The organism is Duganella sp. GW821-FHT07F09, assembly GCF_059418705.1.
In genome coordinates this window covers 46766-68652 of record NZ_JBWKQJ010000001.1, presented here as the reverse complement: position 1 = coordinate 68652, position 21887 = coordinate 46766, and the positions used below count along the sequence as shown (strand labels likewise).

Annotated in this window: 20 protein-coding genes and 4 tRNA genes; 7 read left to right on the top strand and 17 right to left on the bottom strand. The window is 64.9% G+C overall.

What is annotated here, in order from left to right:
• The first annotated feature begins 2 nt into the window (after positions 1–2).
• The 3 genes from AC07P1_RS00335 (at position 3) to AC07P1_RS00325 (ending at position 484) form a co-directional block, all read left to right on the top strand.
• A tRNA-Glu gene (locus AC07P1_RS00335) sits at positions 3–78 on the top strand.
• A 184-nt stretch (positions 79–262) separates the two neighbouring features.
• Positions 263–338: transfer RNA gene (locus tag AC07P1_RS00330), tRNA-Glu, on the top strand.
• A 70-nt stretch (positions 339–408) separates the two neighbouring features.
• Positions 409–484, top strand: a tRNA-Glu gene (locus AC07P1_RS00325).
• 55 nt (positions 485–539) lie between these two features.
• On the opposite strand, the gene AC07P1_RS00320 is transcribed toward AC07P1_RS00325, so the two are convergent.
• From AC07P1_RS00320 to AC07P1_RS00310, 3 genes are all read right to left on the bottom strand, one after another.
• Positions 540–2579 (bottom strand): S8 family serine peptidase, encoded by a 2040-nt coding sequence (locus tag AC07P1_RS00320; protein ID WP_494693984.1) that lies wholly within the window; start codon positions 2577–2579, stop codon positions 540–542.
• An 11-nt stretch (positions 2580–2590) separates the two neighbouring features.
• Positions 2591–2881: a hypothetical protein gene (locus AC07P1_RS00315; RefSeq protein ID WP_494693983.1), complete on the bottom strand. Its 291-nt coding sequence runs from the start codon at positions 2879–2881 to the stop codon at positions 2591–2593.
• 93 nt (positions 2882–2974) lie between these two features.
• A complete protein-coding gene (locus AC07P1_RS00310; protein ID WP_494693982.1) occupies positions 2975–4300 on the bottom strand; it encodes a hypothetical protein in 1326 nt (441 codons plus the stop codon).
• A 234-nt stretch (positions 4301–4534) separates the two neighbouring features.
• Between AC07P1_RS00310 and earP the strand changes: the two genes are divergently transcribed.
• The 3 genes from earP to AC07P1_RS00295 all read left to right on the top strand — a co-directional run bounded on the left by earP (position 4535) and on the right by AC07P1_RS00295 (position 8228).
• The gene (gene earP / locus AC07P1_RS00305) at positions 4535–5686 is read left to right on the top strand and encodes an elongation factor P maturation arginine rhamnosyltransferase EarP (protein ID WP_494693981.1); all 1152 of its coding nucleotides are present in this window, start codon (positions 4535–4537) and stop codon (positions 5684–5686) included.
• 130 nt (positions 5687–5816) lie between these two features.
• Complete coding sequence (locus AC07P1_RS00300) at positions 5817–6392, top strand: elongation factor P (protein ID WP_209715243.1); 576 nt, start codon at positions 5817–5819, stop codon at positions 6390–6392.
• Positions 6393–6629: 237 nt separating this feature from the next.
• A complete protein-coding gene (locus AC07P1_RS00295; RefSeq protein WP_494694781.1) occupies positions 6630–8228 on the top strand; it encodes an amidase in 1599 nt (532 codons plus the stop codon).
• Between the two features lie 2 nt (positions 8229–8230).
• Here AC07P1_RS00295 and AC07P1_RS00290 read toward each other — a convergent pair whose 3' ends face one another.
• Positions 8231–8971 carry a TOTE conflict system archaeo-eukaryotic primase domain-containing protein gene (locus tag AC07P1_RS00290; RefSeq protein ID WP_494693980.1) on the bottom strand — a complete coding sequence of 247 codons (741 nt, stop codon included), beginning with the start codon at positions 8969–8971 and terminating at the stop codon, positions 8231–8233.
• 59 nt (positions 8972–9030) lie between these two features.
• Positions 9031–9846 carry an AraC family transcriptional regulator gene (locus AC07P1_RS00285; protein WP_494693979.1) on the bottom strand — a complete coding sequence of 272 codons (816 nt, stop codon included), beginning with the start codon at positions 9844–9846 and terminating at the stop codon, positions 9031–9033.
• A 75-nt stretch (positions 9847–9921) separates the two neighbouring features.
• Between AC07P1_RS00285 and AC07P1_RS00280 the strand changes: the two genes are divergently transcribed.
• A complete protein-coding gene (locus AC07P1_RS00280) occupies positions 9922–11145 on the top strand; it encodes an MFS transporter (protein WP_494693978.1) in 1224 nt (407 codons plus the stop codon).
• 7 nt (positions 11146–11152) lie between these two features.
• On the opposite strand, the gene dbpA is transcribed toward AC07P1_RS00280, so the two are convergent.
• From dbpA to AC07P1_RS00220, 12 genes are all read right to left on the bottom strand, one after another.
• Entirely contained in the window at positions 11153–12592 is a 1440-nt protein-coding gene (gene dbpA / locus AC07P1_RS00275; protein WP_494693977.1) for an ATP-dependent RNA helicase DbpA, read from the bottom strand.
• Between the two features lie 101 nt (positions 12593–12693).
• Positions 12694–12918 carry a hypothetical protein gene (locus AC07P1_RS00270; RefSeq protein WP_090314314.1) on the bottom strand — a complete coding sequence of 75 codons (225 nt, stop codon included), beginning with the start codon at positions 12916–12918 and terminating at the stop codon, positions 12694–12696.
• Between the two features lie 127 nt (positions 12919–13045).
• Positions 13046–14734: an acid phosphatase gene (locus tag AC07P1_RS00265; RefSeq protein ID WP_494693976.1), complete on the bottom strand. Its 1689-nt coding sequence runs from the start codon at positions 14732–14734 to the stop codon at positions 13046–13048.
• Between the two features lie 95 nt (positions 14735–14829).
• Positions 14830–15300, bottom strand: coding sequence for a DUF2442 domain-containing protein (locus AC07P1_RS00260; protein WP_494693975.1), 471 nt, complete (start codon positions 15298–15300; stop codon positions 14830–14832).
• A 9-nt stretch (positions 15301–15309) separates the two neighbouring features.
• Complete coding sequence (locus tag AC07P1_RS00255; RefSeq protein WP_494693974.1) at positions 15310–15747, bottom strand: hypothetical protein; 438 nt, start codon at positions 15745–15747, stop codon at positions 15310–15312.
• A 65-nt stretch (positions 15748–15812) separates the two neighbouring features.
• On the bottom strand, positions 15813–17396 hold the full coding sequence (locus AC07P1_RS00250) for a hybrid sensor histidine kinase/response regulator (RefSeq protein ID WP_494693973.1): 1584 nt from the start codon (positions 17394–17396) through the stop codon (positions 15813–15815).
• A gap of 4 nt (positions 17397–17400) precedes the next feature.
• On the bottom strand, positions 17401–18207 hold the full coding sequence (locus tag AC07P1_RS00245; protein WP_494693972.1) for an alpha/beta fold hydrolase: 807 nt from the start codon (positions 18205–18207) through the stop codon (positions 17401–17403).
• Positions 18208–18355: 148 nt separating this feature from the next.
• A tRNA-Met gene (locus AC07P1_RS00240) sits at positions 18356–18432 on the bottom strand.
• 62 nt (positions 18433–18494) lie between these two features.
• A complete protein-coding gene (locus AC07P1_RS00235) occupies positions 18495–19664 on the bottom strand; it encodes a methyltransferase (RefSeq protein ID WP_494693971.1) in 1170 nt (389 codons plus the stop codon).
• Between the two features lie 124 nt (positions 19665–19788).
• A complete protein-coding gene (locus AC07P1_RS00230; RefSeq protein ID WP_494693970.1) occupies positions 19789–20799 on the bottom strand; it encodes a hypothetical protein in 1011 nt (336 codons plus the stop codon).
• A 165-nt stretch (positions 20800–20964) separates the two neighbouring features.
• The gene (locus AC07P1_RS00225; protein ID WP_008449977.1) at positions 20965–21174 is read right to left on the bottom strand and encodes a hypothetical protein; all 210 of its coding nucleotides are present in this window, start codon (positions 21172–21174) and stop codon (positions 20965–20967) included.
• Positions 21175–21233: 59 nt separating this feature from the next.
• Positions 21234–21809 (bottom strand): putative metalloprotease CJM1_0395 family protein, encoded by a 576-nt coding sequence (locus AC07P1_RS00220; RefSeq protein WP_494693969.1) that lies wholly within the window; start codon positions 21807–21809, stop codon positions 21234–21236.
• Positions 21810–21887 lie beyond the last annotated feature (78 nt).

The window sequence follows — 21887 nt, the reverse complement described above, 5'->3', positions numbered from 1 at the left end:
ATGTCCCCATCGTCTAGAGGCCTAGGACATCACCCTTTCACGGTGAGTACGGGGGTTCGAATCCCCCTGGGGACGCCAGTATTTGATTCGATGACAAAGCCGCCTTGAGCGGCTTTTTTGTATTTGCGCCGCCGCTTTCGCGCGCTTTTGTTTTCGTGGGCGCTCGTTGCCGGGCTGCCAATCTTGCGGGAATCTCGTGCAAAAACAAGGGTTTGCTATTGCGCTCGCTGAATTTGACTGCTATGATTCGCGCCTTGGAAAAGTCCCCATCGTCTAGAGGCCTAGGACATCACCCTTTCACGGTGAGTACGGGGGTTCGAATCCCCCTGGGGACGCCAGATTTTTCCAGTCTTACAAGCAGTCTAGAGTTTTACCAGCAGTTCAGGTCAGCAACACGGACAGATTTCTGTCCCCATCGTCTAGAGGCCTAGGACATCACCCTTTCACGGTGAGTACGGGGGTTCGAATCCCCCTGGGGACGCCAAACAAGCAGTATGCAAAAAGCCGCCTCGTGCGGCTTTTTGCATTCCTGGACGCCTTCACCAATGGAAGGTCGGATACTGCGGCGGCATCGTCGGCGATATCTGGTACCACGGCCCGGTGCGTGGGATATTCCACGGCGCACGCGCCAGCTCCAGTCCGAACGGTTCCATGCCGCCGGCCATCAATGGCGCCAGCATGCCTTGCGGCGCCATCATGCCTTGCGGCGCCACAGCCGGCTGCTGCACCGCTTGCCCGCTGTGTGTTTGCAGACCGACCGCCACCAGCACGTCCGGCATGCCGAAACCGGTGCGGCTCGGGTCGCCCAGGCTGACCCGGCGCGCGCTGGCGCGGATGATCTGGAACAGCCGCTCGACCCTTTCGGCGCCGCGCGCCTTGTACTGCGGGTTCTGGAAGTCCGGATGGTGCGCCAGGATCAGCGCCGCCAGGCCGGTGATGTGCGGCGTCGCCATCGACGTGCCGTCCCACGCCGCGAAGTTATTCGGCGGCACGCAGGAGGTGATCGCCACGCCCGGCCCGCACACGCCCACCTGCGGTCCGAAGCAGCTGAACTTGGCGGTGAAATAGCCGTAGGCGTCGACGTTGGAGTCGAGCGTCTGCGCGTGGTAGCTGTCGATCGGGAACTCGTCGAGCTTGCCGATGGCCGCCACCGCCAGCACGTTCGGCGACGAGGCGGGATATTGCACCGGACCGCCCGAGTTGCCGGCCGCGACGATGCAGGCGATGCCGGCCCGCTTGGCGCGCAGGATCTGCTGTTCCAGCGCCTCGGACACCTCGGCCCCGCCCAGGCTCAGGTTGACCACATCGATCTGCTTGTCGATGCAGTACTCGAGCGCGTCGATCAGCTGGCTGACCTGGCCGCCCGGGAACAGCTTGCACGCGTGGACCTCGGCGTCGGGCGCGAAACCGCGGATGCCGGAGGTGATGTCGGCCGCAGCAATGACGCCGGCGCAATGGGTGCCGTGGCCCATCGTGTCCTGGTCCCAGCCGTCGGGATTGGTCTTCTTGTTGATGACGTCGAAGCCGGCCTTGATGCCGTGCAGATTGTCGTGCGAGGTGGCCGCGCCGGAATCGACGACGGCGATCTTGATGCCCTGGCCCCGGTAGGCGCCCGGTAACTGGTCGAGCCGCATGGCCTTCTGTCCCCAGCCGAGCGCGCGCTGGCGTGGAAAGCCCGCCAGCGCCGGCCAGTCCGACAGCGCGCGCAGCGCCACCACATTGGCCTCGTCGGTGCTGATGTCCGGATCGCGCTGGTAGAAGCTCCAGTAGTCGGCCTTGGGCTTGACATACAGGCCGGTGATCGACTCCGGCGTCTCGCCGAACAGCGACAAGGTGACCTGGCCGTTGGCGTCGGTCTTGCCGCTGGCCGGCAGCATGCCGCCGAACAGCGACACCTCGGCGTCGGCCTGCGGCGCGCCGTCCTTGCCGATCACGCTGATGACGGCGTTGACGACCGGGCCGCCGCCGTTGGGCATGACGCCGGTCACCATCTGCGGCTGGCGCAGCGCCGGCTCCATCAAGCTCAGGTGCTGGTCATGCTCGACCAGCAGCCGGCCCTGTCCCTGCTGGTGCAGCAGGGCCGCTTTCTGTTCCGTCATGCGCGCCACCAGCACGCCTTGGCTGCCGCCCAGTCCGTCGGCCAGCGCGCCCAGCACCGATTTGGGACCGACGGTGTCGACCACCTCGATGTCGGCGCTGTTGCGCAGCGCCTGTTCCAGCGCTGAGAACTGCAGCGGCTGGAAGCCCAGCGTTTGCAGCCCCTCCGACACTTGGCGCGGCGCGACGACGTATTGTTTTTTACGCGAGCCGATGGCGCGGCCGACGCTGTCGGCCCGGCTGTCGGCCGCCCGCGCGGCATTGCCGTCGGCGGCATCATCGCTGACGCCGCCGGCGCTGCCGGCCGCCGACGTGCCGCCGCCGGCCGTGGCGCCGGTGCCGGCGGGGCCGCCCGAGGCGCCGGACGCGCCGGCGCCTCGGCCGCCGCCGCGCCCTTCAGTGCTTGATGCGACGGCCGGTTCGGCGCCGCTTGATGTGGACTCCGGCGCCGTCGGTGCGCCGCCGTTGGGATTCTTGGGCATGTGGATTCCTTTCAAATCGGACCGGCCGCGCCGCTGTCGAACATCGACAGCGGGCGGTCCGGCTCTATCGTTAATTGGTGGGTGGGGGCGCCGGCGTCGCGGAACTGCCGCTGTAGCCGTTGCGCGGTGTCTTCGCTGATTTCCAAAACGGCTGTGTGCGGCTGTCCGCGCGGGCCGATCAGATCGACCACGGTGATTTCGGGATCGGTCTCGGCCATCGCCAGAAAGTCCGTCAGCGGCGTGCCGCAGGCGGCATGTATCAAGTACCTGGCCTTGCCCGGCGCGGTGTGCGCTTGGCTCATGGTTTTCTCCTCAAAACAGCGCCCTCCGCGGCCGCGGCCGTCGGAGGGCAGGAACGGCGCGTGGCGCCGTCGCCTCAGCGTGTCAGGACAGCATCAGTGCAGTGTTTGTTGACCGCCATACATTGCGCTGTTGCCGCCTTGCTGCTGGGCCAACTGAGCCAGTTGGGCTTGTTGAGCGGCTTGCTGGGCGTAGGCGGCCGTGATCGGATCGGCGCCGAACGGCAGCATGCCGCCCAGCTGTCCGGCGATGCCGCCGATCGTGCTGCCCAGTCCAGCGTTGCCGAACGCGCCGCCAATGGCGCCGCCCAAGGGCTGGGCGACGTTCTTGATCAGGTTGCCGAACCAGCCGCCTTGCGGCGTCAGCCCCTGCTGCCCGTCCTGTATCTGCTGCAATTGCTGCAGTTGCTGCAGCTGGGCCTCCTGCTGGGCGTAGGCTTGCGCCACCGGATCGGCGCCGAACGGCAGCAGGTTGGGGGTGGTTTGGCCGATCGGCTGGCTGCCGATGCGCGGCCCCACGATGCCGGTGTTGCCGATCGTGGGCGAGTAGTAGCTGCTCAGTGCACGGTTGCGCAGCAGGTTGCCCAGCCAGCCGGAGCCGGCCGTCGAGCCGAAGTTCGGCCCCATGCCTTGCGCGATGCTTTGCAGCTGCAGTTGCTGCAGCTGCGCCTCTTGTTGCGCCTGTTGCGCCTGCTGGGCGTAGGCTTGCGACACTGGATCGGCGCCGAACGGGAGCATGCCGCCCAACTGGCCGGCGATGCCGCCGATGGTGTTGCCCAAGCCGGCGTTGCCGAAGGCGCCGCCGATCGCGCCGCCCAGCGGCCGCGCCACATTCTTCACCAGGTTGCCGAACCAGCCTTGCGGCCCCAGGCCTTGCTGCTGCAGTTGCTGCAGCTGCGCCTCTTGTTGCGCCTGTTGTACCTGTTGCGCGTAGGCTTGCGACACCGGATCGGCGCCGAATGGCAGCATGCCGCCCAGCTGGCCGGCGATGCCGCCGATGGTGTTGCCCAGGCCGGCATTGCCGAAGGCACCGCCGATCGCGCCGCCCAGCGGCCGCGCCACATTCCTCACCAGGTTGCCGAACCAGCCTTGCGCCGACAGGTCGCCCGGCTGCTGCATTTGCTGCTGTAGTTGTTGCAGCTGGAGCTGCTGCAGCTGTTGCTGCTGTGCTTGCTGTGCGTAGGCCGCGCTGACGGGGTCGGCGCCCAGTGGCAGGAAGGAACCGCCGATGCCGCCGGCCACCTGGCCGATCTGGTTGCCCAGTTTGGCGTTGCCGAACAGCCCACCGATGCCGCGTCCGATCAGGCCCCCAAGCGGGGCGCCGAACATGCCGCCGAGGAAGCCCGTTGGTGCAAGGCCGCCGGTCTGCCCCATTTGTTGCGGCGCTAGTTGTTGCCCATAGTATTGTTGAAACTCATTCATGACATCTCCTTGTTGTTGGTTACTGTTGTTGATGGCTTTATTGATTCCAGCGCCGGCGCGCCGCCACCTTTTTATTGTTGGTATTGTTCGCGGTTGTTCTGCAAGGCTGCCTCCCTGCGGTGCCCTGCGCTGGAGGAAATTGGACCTGCGGCGCGGCGGGAAGTTTTGGTATTCTTGGTTCCCGCCGCGCGGTAATCAGGTATCATCCAGCCTCATTTGTAAACCGCTTCCATCATGACTTTGCGCACCCTCGACCTCTTTTGCCGTGTCGTCGACAACTACGGCGACATAGGTATCTGCTGGCGTCTCGCCCGCCAGTTGCGGCGCGAACACGTGCTCGACGTGCGGCTGTGGGTCGACGATCTGGCCAGCTTCCGGCGCCTCTGTCCGCAAGTGGCGACCGACGCCGACACCCAACGGATCGACGGCGTCACCGTGCGCCACTGGCGCGGCCAAGATGGTGTCTACGGCGCCGCCGACGTGGCCGACATCGTCATCGAGTTTTTCGCCTGCGACATCCCGCCCGGTTACATCGCCGCGATGGCCGAGTGCGCGCCGCGCCCGGTCTGGTTCAATCTGGAAGGCTTGACGGCGGAGGAGTGGGTCGAGGGCTGCCATCGGCTGACGTCGCCGCATCCGCGCTTGCCGCTGACCAAGCATTTCTTCTTCCCCGGCTTTACCGACAAGACCGGCGGCCTGCTGCGCGAGGCGGCGCTGGAAGCCGAGCGGCTGGCGTTCCAGTCGGACCCGGCAGCGATAGCGGCGTTCCTGGGCGGACTGGGCGTGACGGCGCGCGAACTGGCCGCGACCAAGGTGTCGTTGTTTTGCTATCCGCACGCGCCGGTCGCGGCGCTGTTCGACGCCTGGCGGCAGGGCGGCGAGGCCATTGTGTGCCTGGTGCCCGAAGGCGTCGCCGCCGAGGCGGTGCAAGCGTTCCTCGGCGGCGCGGCCACGGCGGGCGCGGCGGCCACGCGGGGCGCCTTGACGGTGCGGGTGCTGCCGTTCGTGCCGCAGCCCGATTACGACAAACTGCTGTGGGCCTGCGACCTGAACTTCGTGCGCGGCGAGGACTCGTTCGTGCGCGCCCAGTGGGCCGGCAAGCCGTTCGTCTGGCACATCTATCCGCAGGATGAAAATCTGCACCACAAGAAATTGCGCGCCTTCCTGCAACGCTACGCGGCCGCGTTGCCCGCGCTGGAACAATTTTCGCTGGACTGGAACGGCGCCCCGGCGGGTGGCGGACAGGGCGATAGTCCGCGCTTGTGGCGCGCCTTCCACGGGGAGATGCCGCAAATGGCCGCCCGCGCCGAAGAGTGGCGGCAACAGATGTTGGCCAACGGCGATCTGGCCGACAACCTGATGCGTTTCGCCGCCAGCTTGAGATAGGCGTCGCGGGAAAAGCCGGGTATAATGCCGGGTTAATCTCGCACATTTTTACTGGATCAACCGTGAGCTGACGGCTTTTGGCCCGGCGACAGATGATTTTTACGCAACCTACTTTTTACGTACACTCCCTATGAAACCTGCAAAAGAAATTCGTGTTGGCAATATCATCATGGTCGAAGGCAAACCATTCATCGTGCTGCGCTCCGATGTCAACGGTTCGAGCCGCACGGGCTTCACGTACAAATGGAAGATGAAGAATCTTCTGACCAACAGCCCGCTGGAAAACGTCTTCCGCGGCGACGACAAGTTCGACGTGGTCGTGCTGGACAAAAAGCCGGTGACCTACTCGTACTTCGCCGATCCGCTGTACGTCTTCATGGACGCGGACTACGAACAGTACGAAATCGAAGAAGAGAACCTGGGCGACGCGCTGAACTACCTGAAAGACGGTATGGAATGCGAAGCCGTGTTCTACGACGGCAAGGCGATCTCGGTTGAACTGCCGACCACCATCGCGCGCCAGATCGTGTACTCGGAACCTGCGGTCAAGGGCAACACTTCGGGCAACGTCCTGAAGGAAGCCAAGATCGAAAACGCCATCGAATCGAAGCGTCACACCGTTCAAGTGCCACTGTTCGTGAGCCAGGACGACGTCATCGAGATCGACACCCGCACCAACGAATACAAGCGTATCGTTCGTAACTAAATTCGATAGCACTGCAGCGATAATCGCCGAACATCGGCGATTTTGTAGCAAAAAAGCACGCCCGCGATAGCCGGCGTGCTTTTTTTACGCCTAAAAGTAGGTCAAATGCAATTAATTACTGAAATAGAAGTAATTTTTGTGGTGTGGCTGTCAACACGCTGATATATTAATGCGACGCAACAAATTTTGCGTATTGATGATCGCGGGATCATCATGACTACCACTCACGAGGACGGTATGGATCGCAGGCAGTTCGTTCGAATCGGCGTCGCGGCGGGCGCCGCCGGTGCCACCCGGGCCCAGGCCGCGCCCGCGGCGGCCGGCAAGCACGCCGGCGGCATACTCGACGCCGGCGTCCGCGAGCAGCAGCAGATGATGGAGGCCGGCAAGCTCACCTCGCACGCGCTGACGTCGCAATATCTGGCGCGCATCCGCACCATCGACAAGGCCGGCCCGCGCATCAACGCCATCATCGAAATCAATCCGGAGGCGCTCAAGATCGCGCTCGAGATGGACCGCGAGCGCCACCTCAAGCGCGTGCGCGGGCCGCTGCACGGCATCCCCGTTCTATTAAAAGACAATATCGCCACCGGCGACCGCATGAGCACCACCGCCGGCTCGCTGGCGCTGTCCAACGTGCGGGCGGCGCGCGACGCCCACGTCGCCGCGCAACTGCGCGCGGCCGGCGCCGTCATCATCGGCAAGACCAACTTGAGCGAGTGGGCCAATATGCGCTCGACGCATTCGGTCAGCGGCTGGAGCGCGCGCGGCGGACTGACGTTGAATCCGTATTCGCTCGACCGCAACTGCAGCGGCTCGAGTTCCGGCTCCGGCGCGGCCATCGCCGCCGGCCTGGCCACCCTGGCGGTGGGCACGGAGACCGACGGCTCGATCGTTTCGCCGGCGTCGATCTGCGGCCTGGTGGGCATCAAGCCTACCCTGGGACTGGTGAGCCGCAGCGGCATCATCCCTATCGCCCATTCGCAGGACACGGCCGGCCCGATGGCGCGCAGCGTGGCCGACGCCGCGCTGATGCTGGCGGCGATGAGCGGCGTCGATCCGAAGGATCCGATCACGAAGGACGGCGCGGGCAAGGGCGGCGACTATATGGAGGCGCTGCGCACGGGCGGGCTGGAAGGCGCACGCATCGGCGTGGCGCGCAACTTCTTCGGCGAGAACGTCGACGTCGACGCGGTCATCGAAAAAGCGCTGGCCGAGCTGCGCGCGCAGGGCGCGGTGCTGATCGAGACCGAGGTGCCGAACGCGAACAAGTACGGCGACACCGAGACCGAGGTGATGCTGTACGAGTTCAAGGCCGACCTGGCCGCCTACCTGAAGGAGTACGCGCCCAACGCGTCGGTGGCCAATATGGCCGACGTCATCGCCTTCAACCAGAAACACCGCCAGCAGGAGCTGCCGTACTTCGGCCAGGAGCAGATGGAACGCGCGCAGCAGAAGGGTGGATTGGACACGCCCGCCTACCGCGAGGCGCTGGCCAACAACCACCGCTACGCGCGCGCCGAGGGCATCGACCGCGTGATGCGCGAGCACCGGCTGGACGCGCTGGTGGCGCCGACCGGCGGCCCGGCGTGGCTGACGGACTTCGTCAACGGCGATCATTTCACCGGCAGCTTTTCTTCGCCGGCGGCGGTCGCGGGCTATCCGCACATCACGGTGCCGGCGGGGTATGTGCATGGCTTGCCGGTCGGGCTGTCGTTCGTCGGCGCGGCCTACAGCGATGCGGCGTTGATCCGCATGGCCTATTCGTACGAGCAGGCCACCTTGCACCGGCGCGCGCCGCAGTTCCCGCCCAGCGTGTCGCTGGCGGTGCGGTAAAACTACTTGAGGAAGCGGAAGGTCGGCTCGATATTCCGTTCTTGCAGATGGCGCACGATGTCTTCGATGCTGGCGTCCTTGAGCAGCAGGCCTGCCGGCGTGGCGCCCGTTTTTGTCGGTGACGGTGCCATTGGTGCCATGGTCCCGGTATCGGCGCCAAGCCGGTTCCTAAGCACTTCAAGCGCGTGCTCAAACTCCTTGGCGGTGATGCCACGCAGACCTTCCAGGAAAGCCGTTTGCGCGGCGACCGGCGGCTGCATGTCCAAGCCCAGATCGTCGGCGAACGAGGCCCCCATGCCCGGATTGATGAACGCCGCCCACAGGCCTCTGGCCTGATGCAGGGATGGCGGCAGCTCGACCACCGATTTGTCGATATCGATTTCCTGCTGCGCGAAATAAGCCTGGTGCAGCAAGGCTTTCAGCTGCCGCAGCCGCGCCGCCGGCACCGGCGCTTCCAGCGACAGCCACAGGCCATAGCTATCGCCGCCCGACACGCTCACCGCCGGCGCGGGCAATCCCAGCTCCGTTTGCAGCGCGTTCGCGGTCTCGCACAACTGGCTCCAATGGCCGTCGTCGGGCAGCTTGCGGAACTCGATCACCAGCGCGCGCGCCAGGCCGTCGCCGCCGGTCAGATCGACGCCGATCGTCCGCTCGCCGCGTAGATGCGCTTCCAGCTCCGCATCGTCGTAACGGCGGTCGTCGGGTAAATAAAGCCTGCGCAGCTCCGCGATTAACTTTCGCATCGATCTTTCCTTTCAATCTCTAATCTTATTTGTGGCGCATTATCCATCTTTTAATGTCCTTACGCCGACTGTAGCGGGGCGCGCCACTCGGTGAGGTAGTGCTGCGGCGTTTTGCCGAGGATGCGGCGGAACATGGCGCTGAAGGCGCTGGGGCTGGCGTAGCCCAGCGCCGCCGCGATCTCGCCCACGCCGTGTCCCCGCGCCAGGCGGCCGAAGGCCTCGGCCAGGTGCACTTGCTGCACCCACTGGCGGTAGTGCAGGCCGGTCTCCTTCGGGAATAGCCTTATCAGCGTGCGCGCGCTGGCACCCACATCGCCGGCCCAGTCTTCGATGGTGCGCGTGCTTCCCGGATCGTCCATGATGGCCGAGCATACCGCCAGCAGGCGGCGGTCGCGCGGCCACGGGATCGCCACCGGCACCGTCTCGGCCGCCGCCAGCTCCGACAGGATCAGCATCGCCAGATGCTCGCCGCGCCCGGGCTGCGGATATTCGACCGGCTCCGCCAGCAAGGCCAGTATCAGCTCGCGCAGCAGCGGGCTCACTTCGATCACCCGGCAGCCCTCGCCGAACGCCGTGGCCGCGCCGGCCTCGATGTAAATGGTCCGCATCGTCACCTTGCCGATCGAGGTCCAGTGGTGCACCACGCCGGGCGGTATCATCAGCGCGCGGCGCGGCGGCAGTATCCACACGCCGGATTCGGTCTGCACCCGCATCAGGCCTTCGGTGGCGTACAGCAGTTGCGCGCGTTCGTGGCTGTGCGGCTTGGCCGACACGCCATGCCCGGCGTCGCGCGCCATGGCGGTGACCACGCGCGGCACGCGCTGGTAGTCGCGATGGTCGCTGCTGCGGGTGGGGGCGGGAAGTTTGTTTGTCACTTAGTCGACGAAAAATGGAATATATCGTTGTTGAAGCCATCATACACTGTAAGCCTCGACATTCAAGGCTTTACGATGACTTCAACCGCTACCGCCGCAGCGCCAACGCCGGCATCCACCACCCGGCCGCACGGCCAAACCGTCATGGGCATCCTTGGCGCCGTCGCCTTGGTCCATCTGCTCAACGACCTGACGCAGGCCATGCTGCCGTCGATTTATCCGATGCTCAAGGCGCAGTTTGGCCTGAGCTTCACGCAGGTCGGGCTGATCACCCTGGTCTTCCAGTGCACCGCCTCGCTGCTGCAACCCTGGATCGGGCTGTACACCGACCGCAAGCCGATGCCGTTCCTGCTGCCGCTGGGGATGTGCGCGACGCTGATTGGCGTGCTGCTGATGTCGGTCGCCTCCAGTTTTCCCGCGCTGCTGGTGGCGGCGGCGCTGATCGGCGTCGGCTCGTCGACCTTCCATCCCGAGGCCTCGCGCGTGGCGCGCCTCGCCTCCGGCGGCCGCTTCGGCTTCGCGCAGTCGCTGTTCCAGGTAGGCGGGAACATCGGCTCGGCGCTGGGGCCTTTGCTGGCGGCCGGCATCATCGTCGGCCGGGGACAGGGCAATATCGCCTGGTTCGCGGCGCTGGTGGTGGTGGCGATCGTGGTGCTGGTGCGCGTGAGCCGCTGGCACCGCGACCACCTGGCGGGCTTGCCGCGCAAGGCCGCCGCGCCGGCGTTATCGCCGTTGTCACAGCACCGCGTGATCGGCGCGCTGGCGGTGCTGGCGCTGCTGGTCTTTTCCAAGTACATCTACATGTCCAGCCTGACGAGCTATTACACCTTCTATCTGATCGATAAATTCGGCGTGTCGGTGGCGTCGGCGCAGATGTATCTGTTCCTGTTCCTGGCGGCGGTGGCGGCCGGCACCTTCATCGGTGGCCCGATCGGCGACCGCATCGGCCGCAAGCGGGTGATCTGGATGTCGATCCTGGGCGCCGCGCCGTTCACCTTGATGCTGCCGTATGTGGACCTGTTGTGGACCGCGATACTGAGCGTGGTGATCGGCTTCGTCATCTCGTCGGCGTTCTCGGCCATCGTGGTGTTCGCGCAAGAGCTCATGCCGGGCAAGGTCGGCATGGTCGCCGGCATCTTCTTCGGCCTGATGTTCGGCGTCAGCGGCATCGGCGCCGCCGCCATGGGGCACATCGCCGACGTCGCCGGCATCGCCCATGTGTACAAGCTGTGCTCGTATCTGCCGCTGCTGGGTATATTGACGGTGCTGCTGCCCCGCATCGAGCGGCAGCGCCGCTAACGATCGCTTACGCCTCGATGAAGCGCATCTTGAAGTTGCGGCCCTTGATGGCGCCGAAGTCGCCGCCCAGCGGGTTGTTCTTGCTCAGGCGGTCGAACGCCTCGTAGGCGACGCGGCGGTCGATCGCCACGTAGGTCTGGAACTCGAACACGTTGATCTTGCCCACTTGTTCCTTGCTCAGGCCGGCGTCGCCGGTCAGCGCGCCCAGCAGGTCGCCCGGACGCAGCTTGTCCTTCTTGCCGCCCGAGATCACCAGCGTCATCATCGGCGCCGGATCGACGCCGTAGTCGTCGCCGTCGAGGCTGTCGAGGTCGAACCACTCGGCCTTCGAGCCCTGGTATTCCTCGATCAGCTTGACCCACTTCTTTTCGTTGGGCGCGCACAGCGACAGCGCCAGGCCTTTTTCGCCGACGCGGCCGGTGCGGCCGACGCGGTGGATGTGCACCTCGGTGTCCTTGGAGACGTCGACGTTGATGACGGCCTCCAGGTTGGGGATGTCGAGGCCGCGCGCGGCGACGTCGGTCGCCACCAGCACCGAGCAGCTGCGGTTGGAGAACAGCACCAGGATCTCGTCGCGCTCGCGCTGTTCCAGTTCGCCGAACAAGGCCAGCGCCGAGAAGCCCTTGGCGCGCAGGTCGTCGGCCAGCTCGCGGCACTGCACCTTGGTGTTGCAGAAGGCGATCGCCGACGCCGGCTTGTAGTGCCCCAGCAGCTTGCCGACGGCGGCGGTGCGCTGATCGAAGCCGATCTCGAAGAACAGCTGTTCGATCTTGCTGTTGTCGTGCTGCGCCTCGACGGTCACCTCGACCGGATCGGCCAGGAAGGAGTCGGTGGCGCGGCGGATGTCGTCCGGGTAGGTGGCCGAGAACAGCAGGGTCTGGCGGCGCTTCGGACAGGCGCTGACGATGCCGGCGATTTCGTCGTAGAAGCCCATGTCGGTCATGCGGTCCGCCTCGTCGAGCACCAGCGTTTCGACCTTGGTCAGGTCCAGCGTATTGCGGCCCAGGTGGTCGCGCACGCGGCCCGGGGTGCCGACGACGATGTGGGCGCCGTGTTCGAGCGAGGCGATTTGCGGGCGCATCGGCGAGCCGCCGGTCAGCACCAGCACCTTGACGTTGCCGGTGCTGCGCGCCAGGCGGCGCAACTCGTTGGCCACCTGGTCGGCCAGCTCGCGGGTCGGGCACAGCACCAGCGCCTGCACCGCGAACCAGGCCGGGTTCAGCTTGGCCAGGATGCCGATGCCGAAGGCGGCGGTCTTGCCGCTGCCGGTCTTGGCCTGGGCGATCAGGTCGCGTCCGGCCAGCACCGACGGCAGGCTTTGCGCCTGGATGGTCGTCATCGACTTGTAGCCGAGGGAGTCGAGGTTGGCGAGGAATTCGGCGGTCAGCGGCAGGCTGGCGAAGGCGGTGCTGTCGCCATCCGGCGTGGTGGTGTCGGGGGAGGTCATGATGTCAGGCCTGTTCAAAAAGGACGTAAGCACAGTCTAACAGGCTCCGTTCCGGCCCTGATGCTGTGTGCGGTGGTGATTTAGGTGTTACTACGGTGCGATTAGTTTGGCGCCCACACCGGCAGGCCGGTCAGGTCCAGGGACTCGTCGCGGACCCAGACCGGCAAGCCGCTGGCGTCGGTCGGATCGAGCAGTTCGAGTTGTTCCTGCTTGAGCTGCGCGCGCCTGGCGCGTGGCGCCGGTGGACGCTTCGCTTCCGGTTCGAGCGGCGCGGCCGGGCTGAAACCGGGCAGGTCGAACGTGGCGTTATCTTTTTTATCTCTCATTTCAAAATCTCGTGCCCACGGCGCCATCGAAAACGCGCCGCTCAAAACAAAAGCCCGGCTGCAGGAGTCGGGCTCAGTGAGGTAATAACCGCGATTGTAGCATACCCACGCGGCCCCAAGGGGAATCTCAGCGGAAGCTCAAGGCCCCCGTCAGGTCGCCCGGCGGCGTCGCCTGGCGCGCCGCGAAGGCCTCGTTGCGCGTCTTCAGCCCCTGCAGCAGCGGCAGGCCGTGCAGGCGGGTGATGAAGCGCAGGATCGACGTTGTGTCGTAGAAGCTGTGGTCGACCTGGCCCTTCTTGGCGAACGGCGAGACCACGATGGCCGGGATGCGCGAACCCGGGCCCCAGCGGTCGCCCTTGGGCGGCGCCACGTGGTCCCACCAGCCGCCGTTCTCGTCGAAGGTGATCACGATGACCATGTCCTTCCACTGCGGGGATTTTTTCAGGTGCTCGATCACGTTGGCGATGTGGGCGTCGCCGGATTCGATGTCCGAATAGCCGGCGTGCAGATTGAGGCTCCCTTGCGGCTTGTAGAAGGTCACGGCCGGCAGCTTGCCGGCGATGGCGTCGGCGATGAATTTGTTCGAGATCGGGCTGTCGCCCATGCCGGCGTCGCGCAGGTGTTCGGCGCGCGCGGCGGTGCCCGGCGCGAACTGCCGGAAGTAGTTGAACGGCTGGTGGTGGTACTGGAAGTTGGGCTTCTCGCCGCCGCCGCGCGCGTCGAGCGCCGCCTGCCACGCGCCGCCGTACCACGCCCAGCTCACCTTTTTGGCCGACAGCAGGTCGCCGATGGTGTCGTAGGTTTGCGGCGGCAGCGTGCCGGCGTCGTCGGGATCGGCCAGCAGCTTGTCGCCGCCGGCGGCGGGGCGGATGTAGCTCGGCTGGTAGGGCGGCGCCATGGTGTTGACCGCGTAGCCGTCCGGGGTGATGGCGCCGTTGTTGACGTAGAGCGGCATGCCGTCCATCGCCGACGCCGGGCTGTCCTTGGTCACGCTCAGCCACATGCCGGTCGGGCCGTCGTCGAGCACCGCGATCTTCTTCCTGGCGGCGGTCTGCGGGGCGTTGAAGTATTCCGGCGTGCGCCCGGTGATCAGGAACTGGTGGTTCAGGTAGGAACCGCCGAAGGCCGCCATGAAGAAGTTATCGCATAAGGTGAACTGCTCGGCGATCTTCCACAGACCGAGGTTTTTATTGGTCTCGCCGTAGTAGCCCATGACCATGCCCCCGGTGTTGCCCCATGCGGCGAAGCCGTCGTTCTTGCCGCCGTTGATCTGCATCTGGTTCTGGTAGAACAGGTGCCACAGGTCGCGCGTGATGACCGCCTCCGGCAGCGGCTTGCCTTCGACGTCGGCCAGTTTGAACGGTGCGTTCGGCAGGTCCTTGACGTCGTCTTCCTTCAGCACGTATTTTTTGCCGCCGATGTCTTGCGGCGTCGGCACCATGCCGCCCCAGATTTTGGGCAGCGCCGGCAGCACGGCGCCGTTGCGGTCGCGCTGCAGACAGGCGGCGGCCGGCGCCGCCGACAAGGGCGCGGCCGTGCCGGGGAAGTTGGCGAACAGGTTGTTGAAGCTGCGGTTTTCCAGATAGATCACCACCACGTTCTTGACGCTGGCCTTGAGCTTGGCGTCTAGCGAGCCCTTGGCGGGCTGCCTGACCGGCGCGGCCTCGCTCAGGACGGGCAGGGAAGTGGCCAGGCCGGTCGCGGCGGCGGCCTGGAAGATGCGGCGGCGCGCCGGGTTGGCGGGTGCGTCTTGCTGTGTTTGGGTTTCGACCGGGTCCGTATCTTTCACTGTGCCTCCTGAGCTGCCAAAAAGCATGATTGTGGCATTTACAGGGCAAGGTGAATGTGTCGGAATGTAAAAAAGCGACCTATGCTCTTCCCTACGCGAGCCGGCCGTGAATGGATGACCGCTTAATCCGCATCGACGAGTTCGCGTGGCGGCTGCTCATCGGCGGTGGTGACTGTCTTGGGTCTACCGCCCTTACGCCCGTTTGCCGCCGACGCTATTTTTTTCGCAGCGCTCGATTTAGCTCCTCCAATGGCTCCAAATTTAGAGGCGAACGCTGCGTGCGGCATGGCTGATAGTGCTGCCTCAATGACTTCCTTGGTGCTCAGGTGAACATCTAAATTTTCGATAACAATTATTTCCCCGGAAGGAGAGAGGAACGCATCCTTCAAATTCTCACGTTTAGCGTTCTTCAATTGGGGAACAAGTGACGTGGGTAAAGATAGCTCCACACCCTGTTCGAAGCCCAACACCAGACACTTCTTATTTTTAAGATACTTAAGTCCGGTAAGTTGCCACGGATTCTTCGGCGAACTTGCGCTCCTTTCCAAAGCTCTCTCGTACTCCTTATCAGAAATCACGATTTTCGATCTCATGGTGCTCTCCTATGGGCAAGTAGCCACTTGGCAGCCGACTATTCCATCCTGCTGAAAATGTATGGATCTTGCGATGTCATCATATTTTGCGGTCAGAATTTTAATGGCACCGAGATCATTCGGCATAGCCGCGCTGGCTATTCCGGCTTTGTTGATCTTGATATATGTATTTTTTAGGCACACCTTGCCGAACACATGCCACCAATTTTTCCTACATTTAGGCAAATTATTGAGAACGTAGTTCATGACATCTTCGATGTGCGGTTTCTTTGGCGTTCCGAATTTAATCTCAAAAGCTATTTCCGTTGAGACGTACGAGAAGAAGACCCGGAATTCCCATTGCTGAGCTCTATTAAACGCATGGACGTGAGGAGGGCAATGATCTGGCGTCCTGAAGGTAATTCTTATGTTCGCGCCTTGAGACTGAATCGTTTCGGCATGCGGCATAAACTATCCTAAGCGCTTAGGTTTGTCAAATTGTCGGAGGCTGGTTTAAGTTAGTGCTTGCACGCTCAGCTGCCCGGCATCAACGGCCGTAGCTGCTGGTCCAGTTTCATGAAATCGAGCGGTTTGGTGAAGTGTAGATCGAAGCCGGCGTCCCTGGCGGCTTGTTTGTCGGCCTCTTGGCCCCAGCCGGTTGCCGCGACCAGCGCGATTTTTCCGCCCCATGGCTCGCTGCGGATTTTCCGCGCCAGATCGTAGCCGTTCATGTCGGGCAGGCCGATGTCCAGAATGGCGGCGTGCGGAAGCGACTCGGCGATCGCGCGCAAGGCCTGCCGCCCATTGTTGGCGACGACCGTCCTGTAGCCCAGCATCTCCATCGCCGCCGCCAGCGTCTCGGCCGCGTCGACGTTGTCGTCGACGATGACAATGCTTGCGGCCTGGCTGCCGGTCGCGGGCGCCGCCGCTGGTTCCTCGGCCACCGTCTGCGCCGGCGGCTCGATCAAGGGCAGGCGGACCGTGAAACAACTGCCTTGGCCGACACCCGCGCTGTGCGCAGAGACCTCGCCGCCGTGCAGCGCGACCAGCCCCTTCACCAGCGACAGGCCTATCCCCAAGCCGCCTTGCGCTCGGTCGAGCGCCGGCGTCAGCTGCGAGAACATGTCGAAAATGTTGTCGAGCTGGTTCGGCGGGATGCCCATGCCGTCGTCGATCACCTGGATCACCGCGCTGCCGTCGAATATTTTGGTGACCAGTTCGATATAGGCACCCCGGTGGCTGTATTTGCTCGCATTGTTGAGGAGGTTGGCCACTATCTGTGTCACCCGAGCCCGGTCGACATTGCACCACACAGGGTACGCCGGAAGATCGATGCGCAGCGATTGGCCGGCCGCATGGATCGACGACATCGCCTCCTCGGCCGCGAACTTGAGCGTTTGCGCCAGGTCGGCCGGTTCCGGCCGCAGGTCGATCTTGCCCTGGCTGATGCGCGAGACATGCATCAAGTCGTCCACCAGCCGGGTCATTTGCGCAACCTGGCGCGCCAGCACCCCGAGCTCGCGCCCGGACGGCGGCGCATCGGCGCCGCGCAGCTCCATGGTGGCGATGACGTTGGCCATCGGCGCGAGCGGGTTGCGCAGCTCGTGCGCCAGGGTGGCGAGGAATTCATCCTTGCGGCGGTCCTCGGAGGCCATGGCGTCGTTGGCCTGCCGCAAGCGGGTTTGCGCCAGTTCCAGGTCGTTGGTGGCCGCCTCCGCCTTGGCGCGCGCCGCCAGCAGCTCGCGCTCGTAGAGTTTGCGGTCGGCCGCCATCAACAGCGCGATTTCATCCTGCACCGCGCCGTTGCGTTCGCGCCGGATGGCGCTCAGCATCATCGGGATGCGCCGGCCGTCCTTGTGCAGCAGGTCCAGCTGCACCTCGGACACCGACCCCTGCATTTGCAGCAGCGGCGTCCAGTGGGTTTGCAGGAATACGCGGGCGCCCATCGGCATGAGGTCGGGAAAGCGCTTATGGCCGATCAACTCGGCCAGTTCGTAGCCGAGCCAGCGCGAGACGGTGGCGTTGGCGCGCAGCAGCGTGCCGTTGGGCGCGGCGATCAGCAGGCCGCATGGCGCGTCCTCCCACAGGTCCCAGCCCGAGCTGCGGCGCTCGCGCATGGGGTCAGCGCAGCCCGGCGAGATAGGCGCGCATGGCGTCGATGCTCGCGGCCGGCGCGCTCAGGTGCGGGCAGTGGCCGGTGTTCTCGATCATCGCCAACTGGCTGCCGGGAATGGCGCGGTGGATGAAATCGCCCACTTCCTTCGGCGCGATCAGGTCGTCGCTACATTGCAGGATCAACGTCGGCGTCGTCGATCTGGCCAGGTCGGCGCGGTGGTCCGACAGGAACGTGGCGCGCGCGAAGTGCTTGGCGATGTCGGGATCGGTGCGGCAAAAGCTGTTGGTCAATTCCACGCCCAGCTCTGGCGTCTCGGGTGCGCCCATGATGGCCGGGGCCATGGTGCTCGACCAGCCGAGGTAATTACTCTCCATTGTGTCGAGCAGATCGTCGATGTCCGCGCGCGAGAAACCGCCACGGTAAGTCTCGTCGTCGATGTAGCACGCCGATGGGCCGACCATGATTTGCGCGGCGAACTTGTGCGCCGCCGCGTTCGAGGCCAGCAGGCCGATCATGGCGCTGACCGAGTGTCCGACGAAGACCACCGGCCCGGTCGAATAGTGGTCGACGATCTCCAGCAGGTCGTCGGCGTAGCCGTGCAGGGTGGAATATTTGGTTTTGTCGTAGGCCGACAGGTCCGAGCCGCCGCTGCCCACGAGATCGAACAAAATAATGCGGTACTTGTCGCGGAACGCCGGCACCAAATGGCGCCACATGCTTTGGTCGCAGCCGAAGCCGTGGACCAGGATCATGGTGGGCTGGTCGACGTCATCGCCGTGGATGTTGATGTTGTTACGTTTTTCCACTTGCATGCGTCCGCCCGGGATCATTTATGCCACTTTGACAAACTTATAGAGAAGCAAAGGATATCACCAAACGCCGAAACTAGCCGTGCGATAGTCGCTACGGAAAAGGAAAAAGCCGTTGATTCCTTTGCAAGAATCAACGGCTTTTTGTATCTGGTTGCGGGGACAGGATTTGAACCTGTGACCTTCGGGTTATGAGCCCGACGAGCTGCCAGACTGCTCCACCCCGCGTCTGAGGCCCGAATTATACACAGGCTTGCCTGAATCCGCAAGGCCTGATAATTCGCGCTGTTTTACGCGGCGGCCAGGCGCCACAGCGACGTCACCTCGGCGGCGCGCGCCGCGTGCAGCGGGTCGGTCGTGTCGGCGGCGCGCGGATGCGTCGGGCGCACGTCGTGGCGCTCGAATACCTTGAGGCCGGCGGCGGCGATCCACGCCATCAGCTCGTTGCGCGGACGCAGGCCCAGGTGCTCGGCCAGGTCGGAGAGGATCAGCCAGCCTTCGCCGCCCGGCGTCAGGTGGTCGGCCAGCCCGGCCAGGAAGCCGCGCAGCATGCGGCTGTCCGGATCGTAGACGGCGTATTCGATCGGCGAGCTCGGTCGCGCGGGCACCCACGGCGGGTTGCACACCACCAGCGGCGCGCGGCCATCGGGGAACAGGTCCACTTGCTGCAGTTCGACCTGGCCGTCCAGATCGAGCCGCGCCAGGTTCTCGCGTGCGCAGCTGAGCGCGCGCGGGTCCTGGTCGGTGCCGATCACGCGGGCGACGCCGCGCTTGGCCAGCACCGCCGACAGCACGCCGGTGCCGGCGCCGATGTCATAAGCCAGCTTGACACCGGCCGGCAGCGGCGTGTTGGCCACCAGGTCGACGTATTCGCCGCGCACCGGCGAGAACACGCCGTAGTGCGGGTGGATGCGCGCGTCCAGCGCCGGGATCTCGACGCCGGTACGGCGCCATTCGTGGGCGCCGATCAGGCCAAGCAGCTCGCGCAGCGAGGCGATGAACGGTTCCTCGAAACGGCCATAGGCTTCGTTGCAGGCCAGCTGCACGTCCGGGGCGCGGCGCAGCGGAATGGTGTAGCCGGCGTCGAAGGGGATCAGCAGCATGGCCAGGGTGCGGGCGCGCTGCGATTGCGCCTGGCGGTGCAGGTGGAACGCTTCGGTCGGCGTGGCCGGAGTCTTGGCCGGCTTGGCTTTTTTCGACGGCTTGCCTTTGACGTCGGCGCGGCGGGCCAGCGCTTGCAGCAACTGGCGGGCGTTCTGGAAGTCGCCGCGCCACAGCAGGGCGGTGCCTTCGCAGGCCAGGCGATAGGCGACATCGGCGTTGGTGCGGTCGTCGGCGATCATCACGCGCTTGGGCGGCGGCATGCCGGCCTCGGAGCGCCAGCGCGCGGAGCACTGCACGCCGTTTTCCTCCCAGTGGATCTGCTGCGGAATCGGGGAGGAGGGAGTTTGTACGGGCATGTCAGGCAATCGGTAGGAATAAGCGGATGCTAATGATGGGAAAAAAACAAGCACAAAAAACGCCGGGGATGCGATGCATCCCTGCGGCGTTTCCGTGTGTCGAGGCGCTTATTATACTTGGCGGTCAGCCTGCGGCGGTGGCGGCGCCTTTGCCGTCATCGGCGGCGACGGTAGCTGGGGGCGCGGAATCCGCACCGGCCACGGGTACGGCTGCCGGCTTGGCCGCTTCCACGGCTGGATCGACGGCGCCCGACGGGCCGCCGGTCACCTGGTTGGCGGCGCCGGCCTGGTCGCCGTACGCCGCCGCCGATTTGGCCTGGTCGGCCTGGGTCGGCGCGGTGTAGGTGTTGGCTTCCCTGCTGTCGACCAGATTGAGCAGCCGCAGCGAGAGGCTGCGCAGCGCGTTGCGGTCGACGGTGTCGCCGTTCTGGCCACCGTCTTCACCGGCGGTGGACAGCGCCGTTTGCAGATCGCGGCCGATCAGCTCGAACAGGTCGGCCAAGGTGCCGGCGAAGTCGATGTTCGGCAGCTGGACGCTCGGCAGGTCGACGGTTTGCGGCTTGTTGCCGGCCCTGTCGTTGGCGCGGTCGTTGGCCCGTTCGCTGGCGTTGTTGCCGAGCTTGTCGGCCTTCGGCGCGTTGCCGCCGGTGGTCTGGCTGGCGGCGGCGTCGAGCTGGTACTCGTATTTGACTTCGACTTCGAAATCGAACTTGCGGCCGTCGGCGGTGGTGATCGTGCCCTTGCCGATGAAGTGCGCGCTGTCGTTCAGGCTGAAGGCGGCCAGCGAGCGGGTGCCGTTGGGGCCCGAGCTTTGCTGCACGCCCAGCGCGTAGCTGGACGAGGCTTCCAGGCTGGCCGAGTCGAAGTCGATGGTGGCGCCTTTGGCGGCGTCGCCGAACAAAGCCTGGGTGAAGCTGTTCATCAAGTCTTCGGCGAAGTCGACGGTGGCGGTGCCGACCGAGGCGACACGTTTTTGCATGTCCAGCGCGTTGCTGGACAGGGAAAGCGGCGAGGACGCTGCGCTGTTGCTCTTTTGCGTGGCGGGCGCGCCGGTGGCCTTGCCGTCGTTTTGCGTAGTGGCGGCAGTGTAGGGCGCCGGCAAAGCACGGGCGCCGAGTGCGGAGAGAGTGGACATGGCAGTTTCCGTTTGGTAATACTTATATAACGGTTGGACTGCGCAAAACTTGAGGGGTGGGCGTAAATCTCGTGATTGTTCAGGGCCGCCGGCGGAGCTTGGCGGATTACGCTGCGCTAATCCGCCCTACGTGATTCAGAGGAATTTGTGTGCCACCTAATTTTTTTAGTGGTGGTGGGTCCAGCCTTCGGGGGCCGCCAGGTAGGACGCGACCGCGTCTTTTTGGCCGATTGCGTGATGTTTGACCTCGCCGCACGCGCAAATGCCCAGGTATGGCTGGATGTGCGAGCAGGCCGAGACCTTTTGCAGGCGGACTTGCACGGCCTTGGCGCACTTGGCGCATTTGAAGGTGAGGGTACGTGGTGCTTTTAACATGATTGATCCGGAAGCGAGAGGCAAAGCGGGATTTTATCACTGCCCCCTCAGGCGAATGCTCACGCATAGACATTCAGCGCGGGTTGCGGCGCCGGCTCGCCGCCGTAGGCGCGGCGCACGCGCTCCGATGAGCTCTCTTGATCTTGCTGCTGTGTGGACCCTGTGGCCTGCCGCGACTGCTGCTGCGCCAGTTCCGCGCGGGCCTGGGTTTCCATTTGCTGCGCCTGGGCGGCCACGGCGCGGTCGGCGCCCGACGGGCCGGCCGGCGCCAGCGCCGCCGCCTGGATCGTGGCGGCGCGGGCGATGGTTTCCTCGGGCGTGCCGCCGGGCGAGGTGTCGATCTGGACTTCGCCGCCGATGGCGTAGTTGACGCCGTTGGGGCCGCGCTGATAGGTGTAGGAGGCGCCGGAGACCGCCAAACCGCCAGCCGCCGCCAGGTGCGCCTGCTCGTGCTGGCGCACCTCGGCATCACGCGCTTTGAGCTCGTCGATCAGCTTCAGGGCTTCGGGTGTCAGCGTGGTGGTGGAGGAGGCGGTCCTGGAATCGACCGGGGCGGACGCATCCTCCCGGGCCTGGGGCGCTGCGCGCTCTGGCGGCTGGATGGCGGAACTGGTTGATATGGCGCCAATGCTCATGATGGTCGCGTCCGAACTGATGCATTCATGATAGCAAATTTGTCGCAATTGGTTGCAAATTCGCGGTCAACACCCAGA

Excerpts from the sequence above, each read along its gene's own strand:
- AC07P1_RS00320 (WP_494693984.1), bottom strand. The coding sequence starts at position 2,579 with ATGCCCAAGAATCCCAACGGCGGCGCACCGACGGCGCCGGAGTCCACA.
- AC07P1_RS00315 (WP_494693983.1), bottom strand. The coding sequence starts at position 2,881 with ATGAGCCAAGCGCACACCGCGCCGGGCAAGGCCAGGTACTTGATACAT.
- AC07P1_RS00310 (WP_494693982.1), bottom strand. The coding sequence starts at position 4,300 with ATGAATGAGTTTCAACAATACTATGGGCAACAACTAGCGCCGCAACAA.
- earP (WP_494693981.1), top strand. The coding sequence starts at position 4,535 with ATGACTTTGCGCACCCTCGACCTCTTTTGCCGTGTCGTCGACAACTAC.
- AC07P1_RS00300 (WP_209715243.1), top strand. The coding sequence starts at position 5,817 with ATGAAACCTGCAAAAGAAATTCGTGTTGGCAATATCATCATGGTCGAA.
- AC07P1_RS00295 (WP_494694781.1), top strand. The coding sequence starts at position 6,630 with ATGGATCGCAGGCAGTTCGTTCGAATCGGCGTCGCGGCGGGCGCCGCC.
- AC07P1_RS00290 (WP_494693980.1), bottom strand. The coding sequence starts at position 8,971 with ATGCGAAAGTTAATCGCGGAGCTGCGCAGGCTTTATTTACCCGACGAC.
- AC07P1_RS00280 (WP_494693978.1), top strand. The coding sequence starts at position 9,922 with ATGACTTCAACCGCTACCGCCGCAGCGCCAACGCCGGCATCCACCACC.
- dbpA (WP_494693977.1), bottom strand. The coding sequence starts at position 12,592 with ATGACCTCCCCCGACACCACCACGCCGGATGGCGACAGCACCGCCTTC.
- AC07P1_RS00270 (WP_090314314.1), bottom strand. The coding sequence starts at position 12,918 with ATGAGAGATAAAAAAGATAACGCCACGTTCGACCTGCCCGGTTTCAGC.
- AC07P1_RS00265 (WP_494693976.1), bottom strand. The coding sequence starts at position 14,734 with ATGCTTTTTGGCAGCTCAGGAGGCACAGTGAAAGATACGGACCCGGTC.
- AC07P1_RS00260 (WP_494693975.1), bottom strand. The coding sequence starts at position 15,300 with ATGAGATCGAAAATCGTGATTTCTGATAAGGAGTACGAGAGAGCTTTG.
- AC07P1_RS00255 (WP_494693974.1), bottom strand. The coding sequence starts at position 15,747 with ATGCCGCATGCCGAAACGATTCAGTCTCAAGGCGCGAACATAAGAATT.
- AC07P1_RS00250 (WP_494693973.1), bottom strand. The coding sequence starts at position 17,396 with ATGCGCGAGCGCCGCAGCTCGGGCTGGGACCTGTGGGAGGACGCGCCA.
- AC07P1_RS00245 (WP_494693972.1), bottom strand. The coding sequence starts at position 18,207 with ATGCAAGTGGAAAAACGTAACAACATCAACATCCACGGCGATGACGTC.
- AC07P1_RS00235 (WP_494693971.1), bottom strand. The coding sequence starts at position 19,664 with ATGCCCGTACAAACTCCCTCCTCCCCGATTCCGCAGCAGATCCACTGG.
- AC07P1_RS00230 (WP_494693970.1), bottom strand. The coding sequence starts at position 20,799 with ATGTCCACTCTCTCCGCACTCGGCGCCCGTGCTTTGCCGGCGCCCTAC.
- AC07P1_RS00225 (WP_008449977.1), bottom strand. The coding sequence starts at position 21,174 with ATGTTAAAAGCACCACGTACCCTCACCTTCAAATGCGCCAAGTGCGCC.
- AC07P1_RS00220 (WP_494693969.1), bottom strand. The coding sequence starts at position 21,809 with ATGAGCATTGGCGCCATATCAACCAGTTCCGCCATCCAGCCGCCAGAG.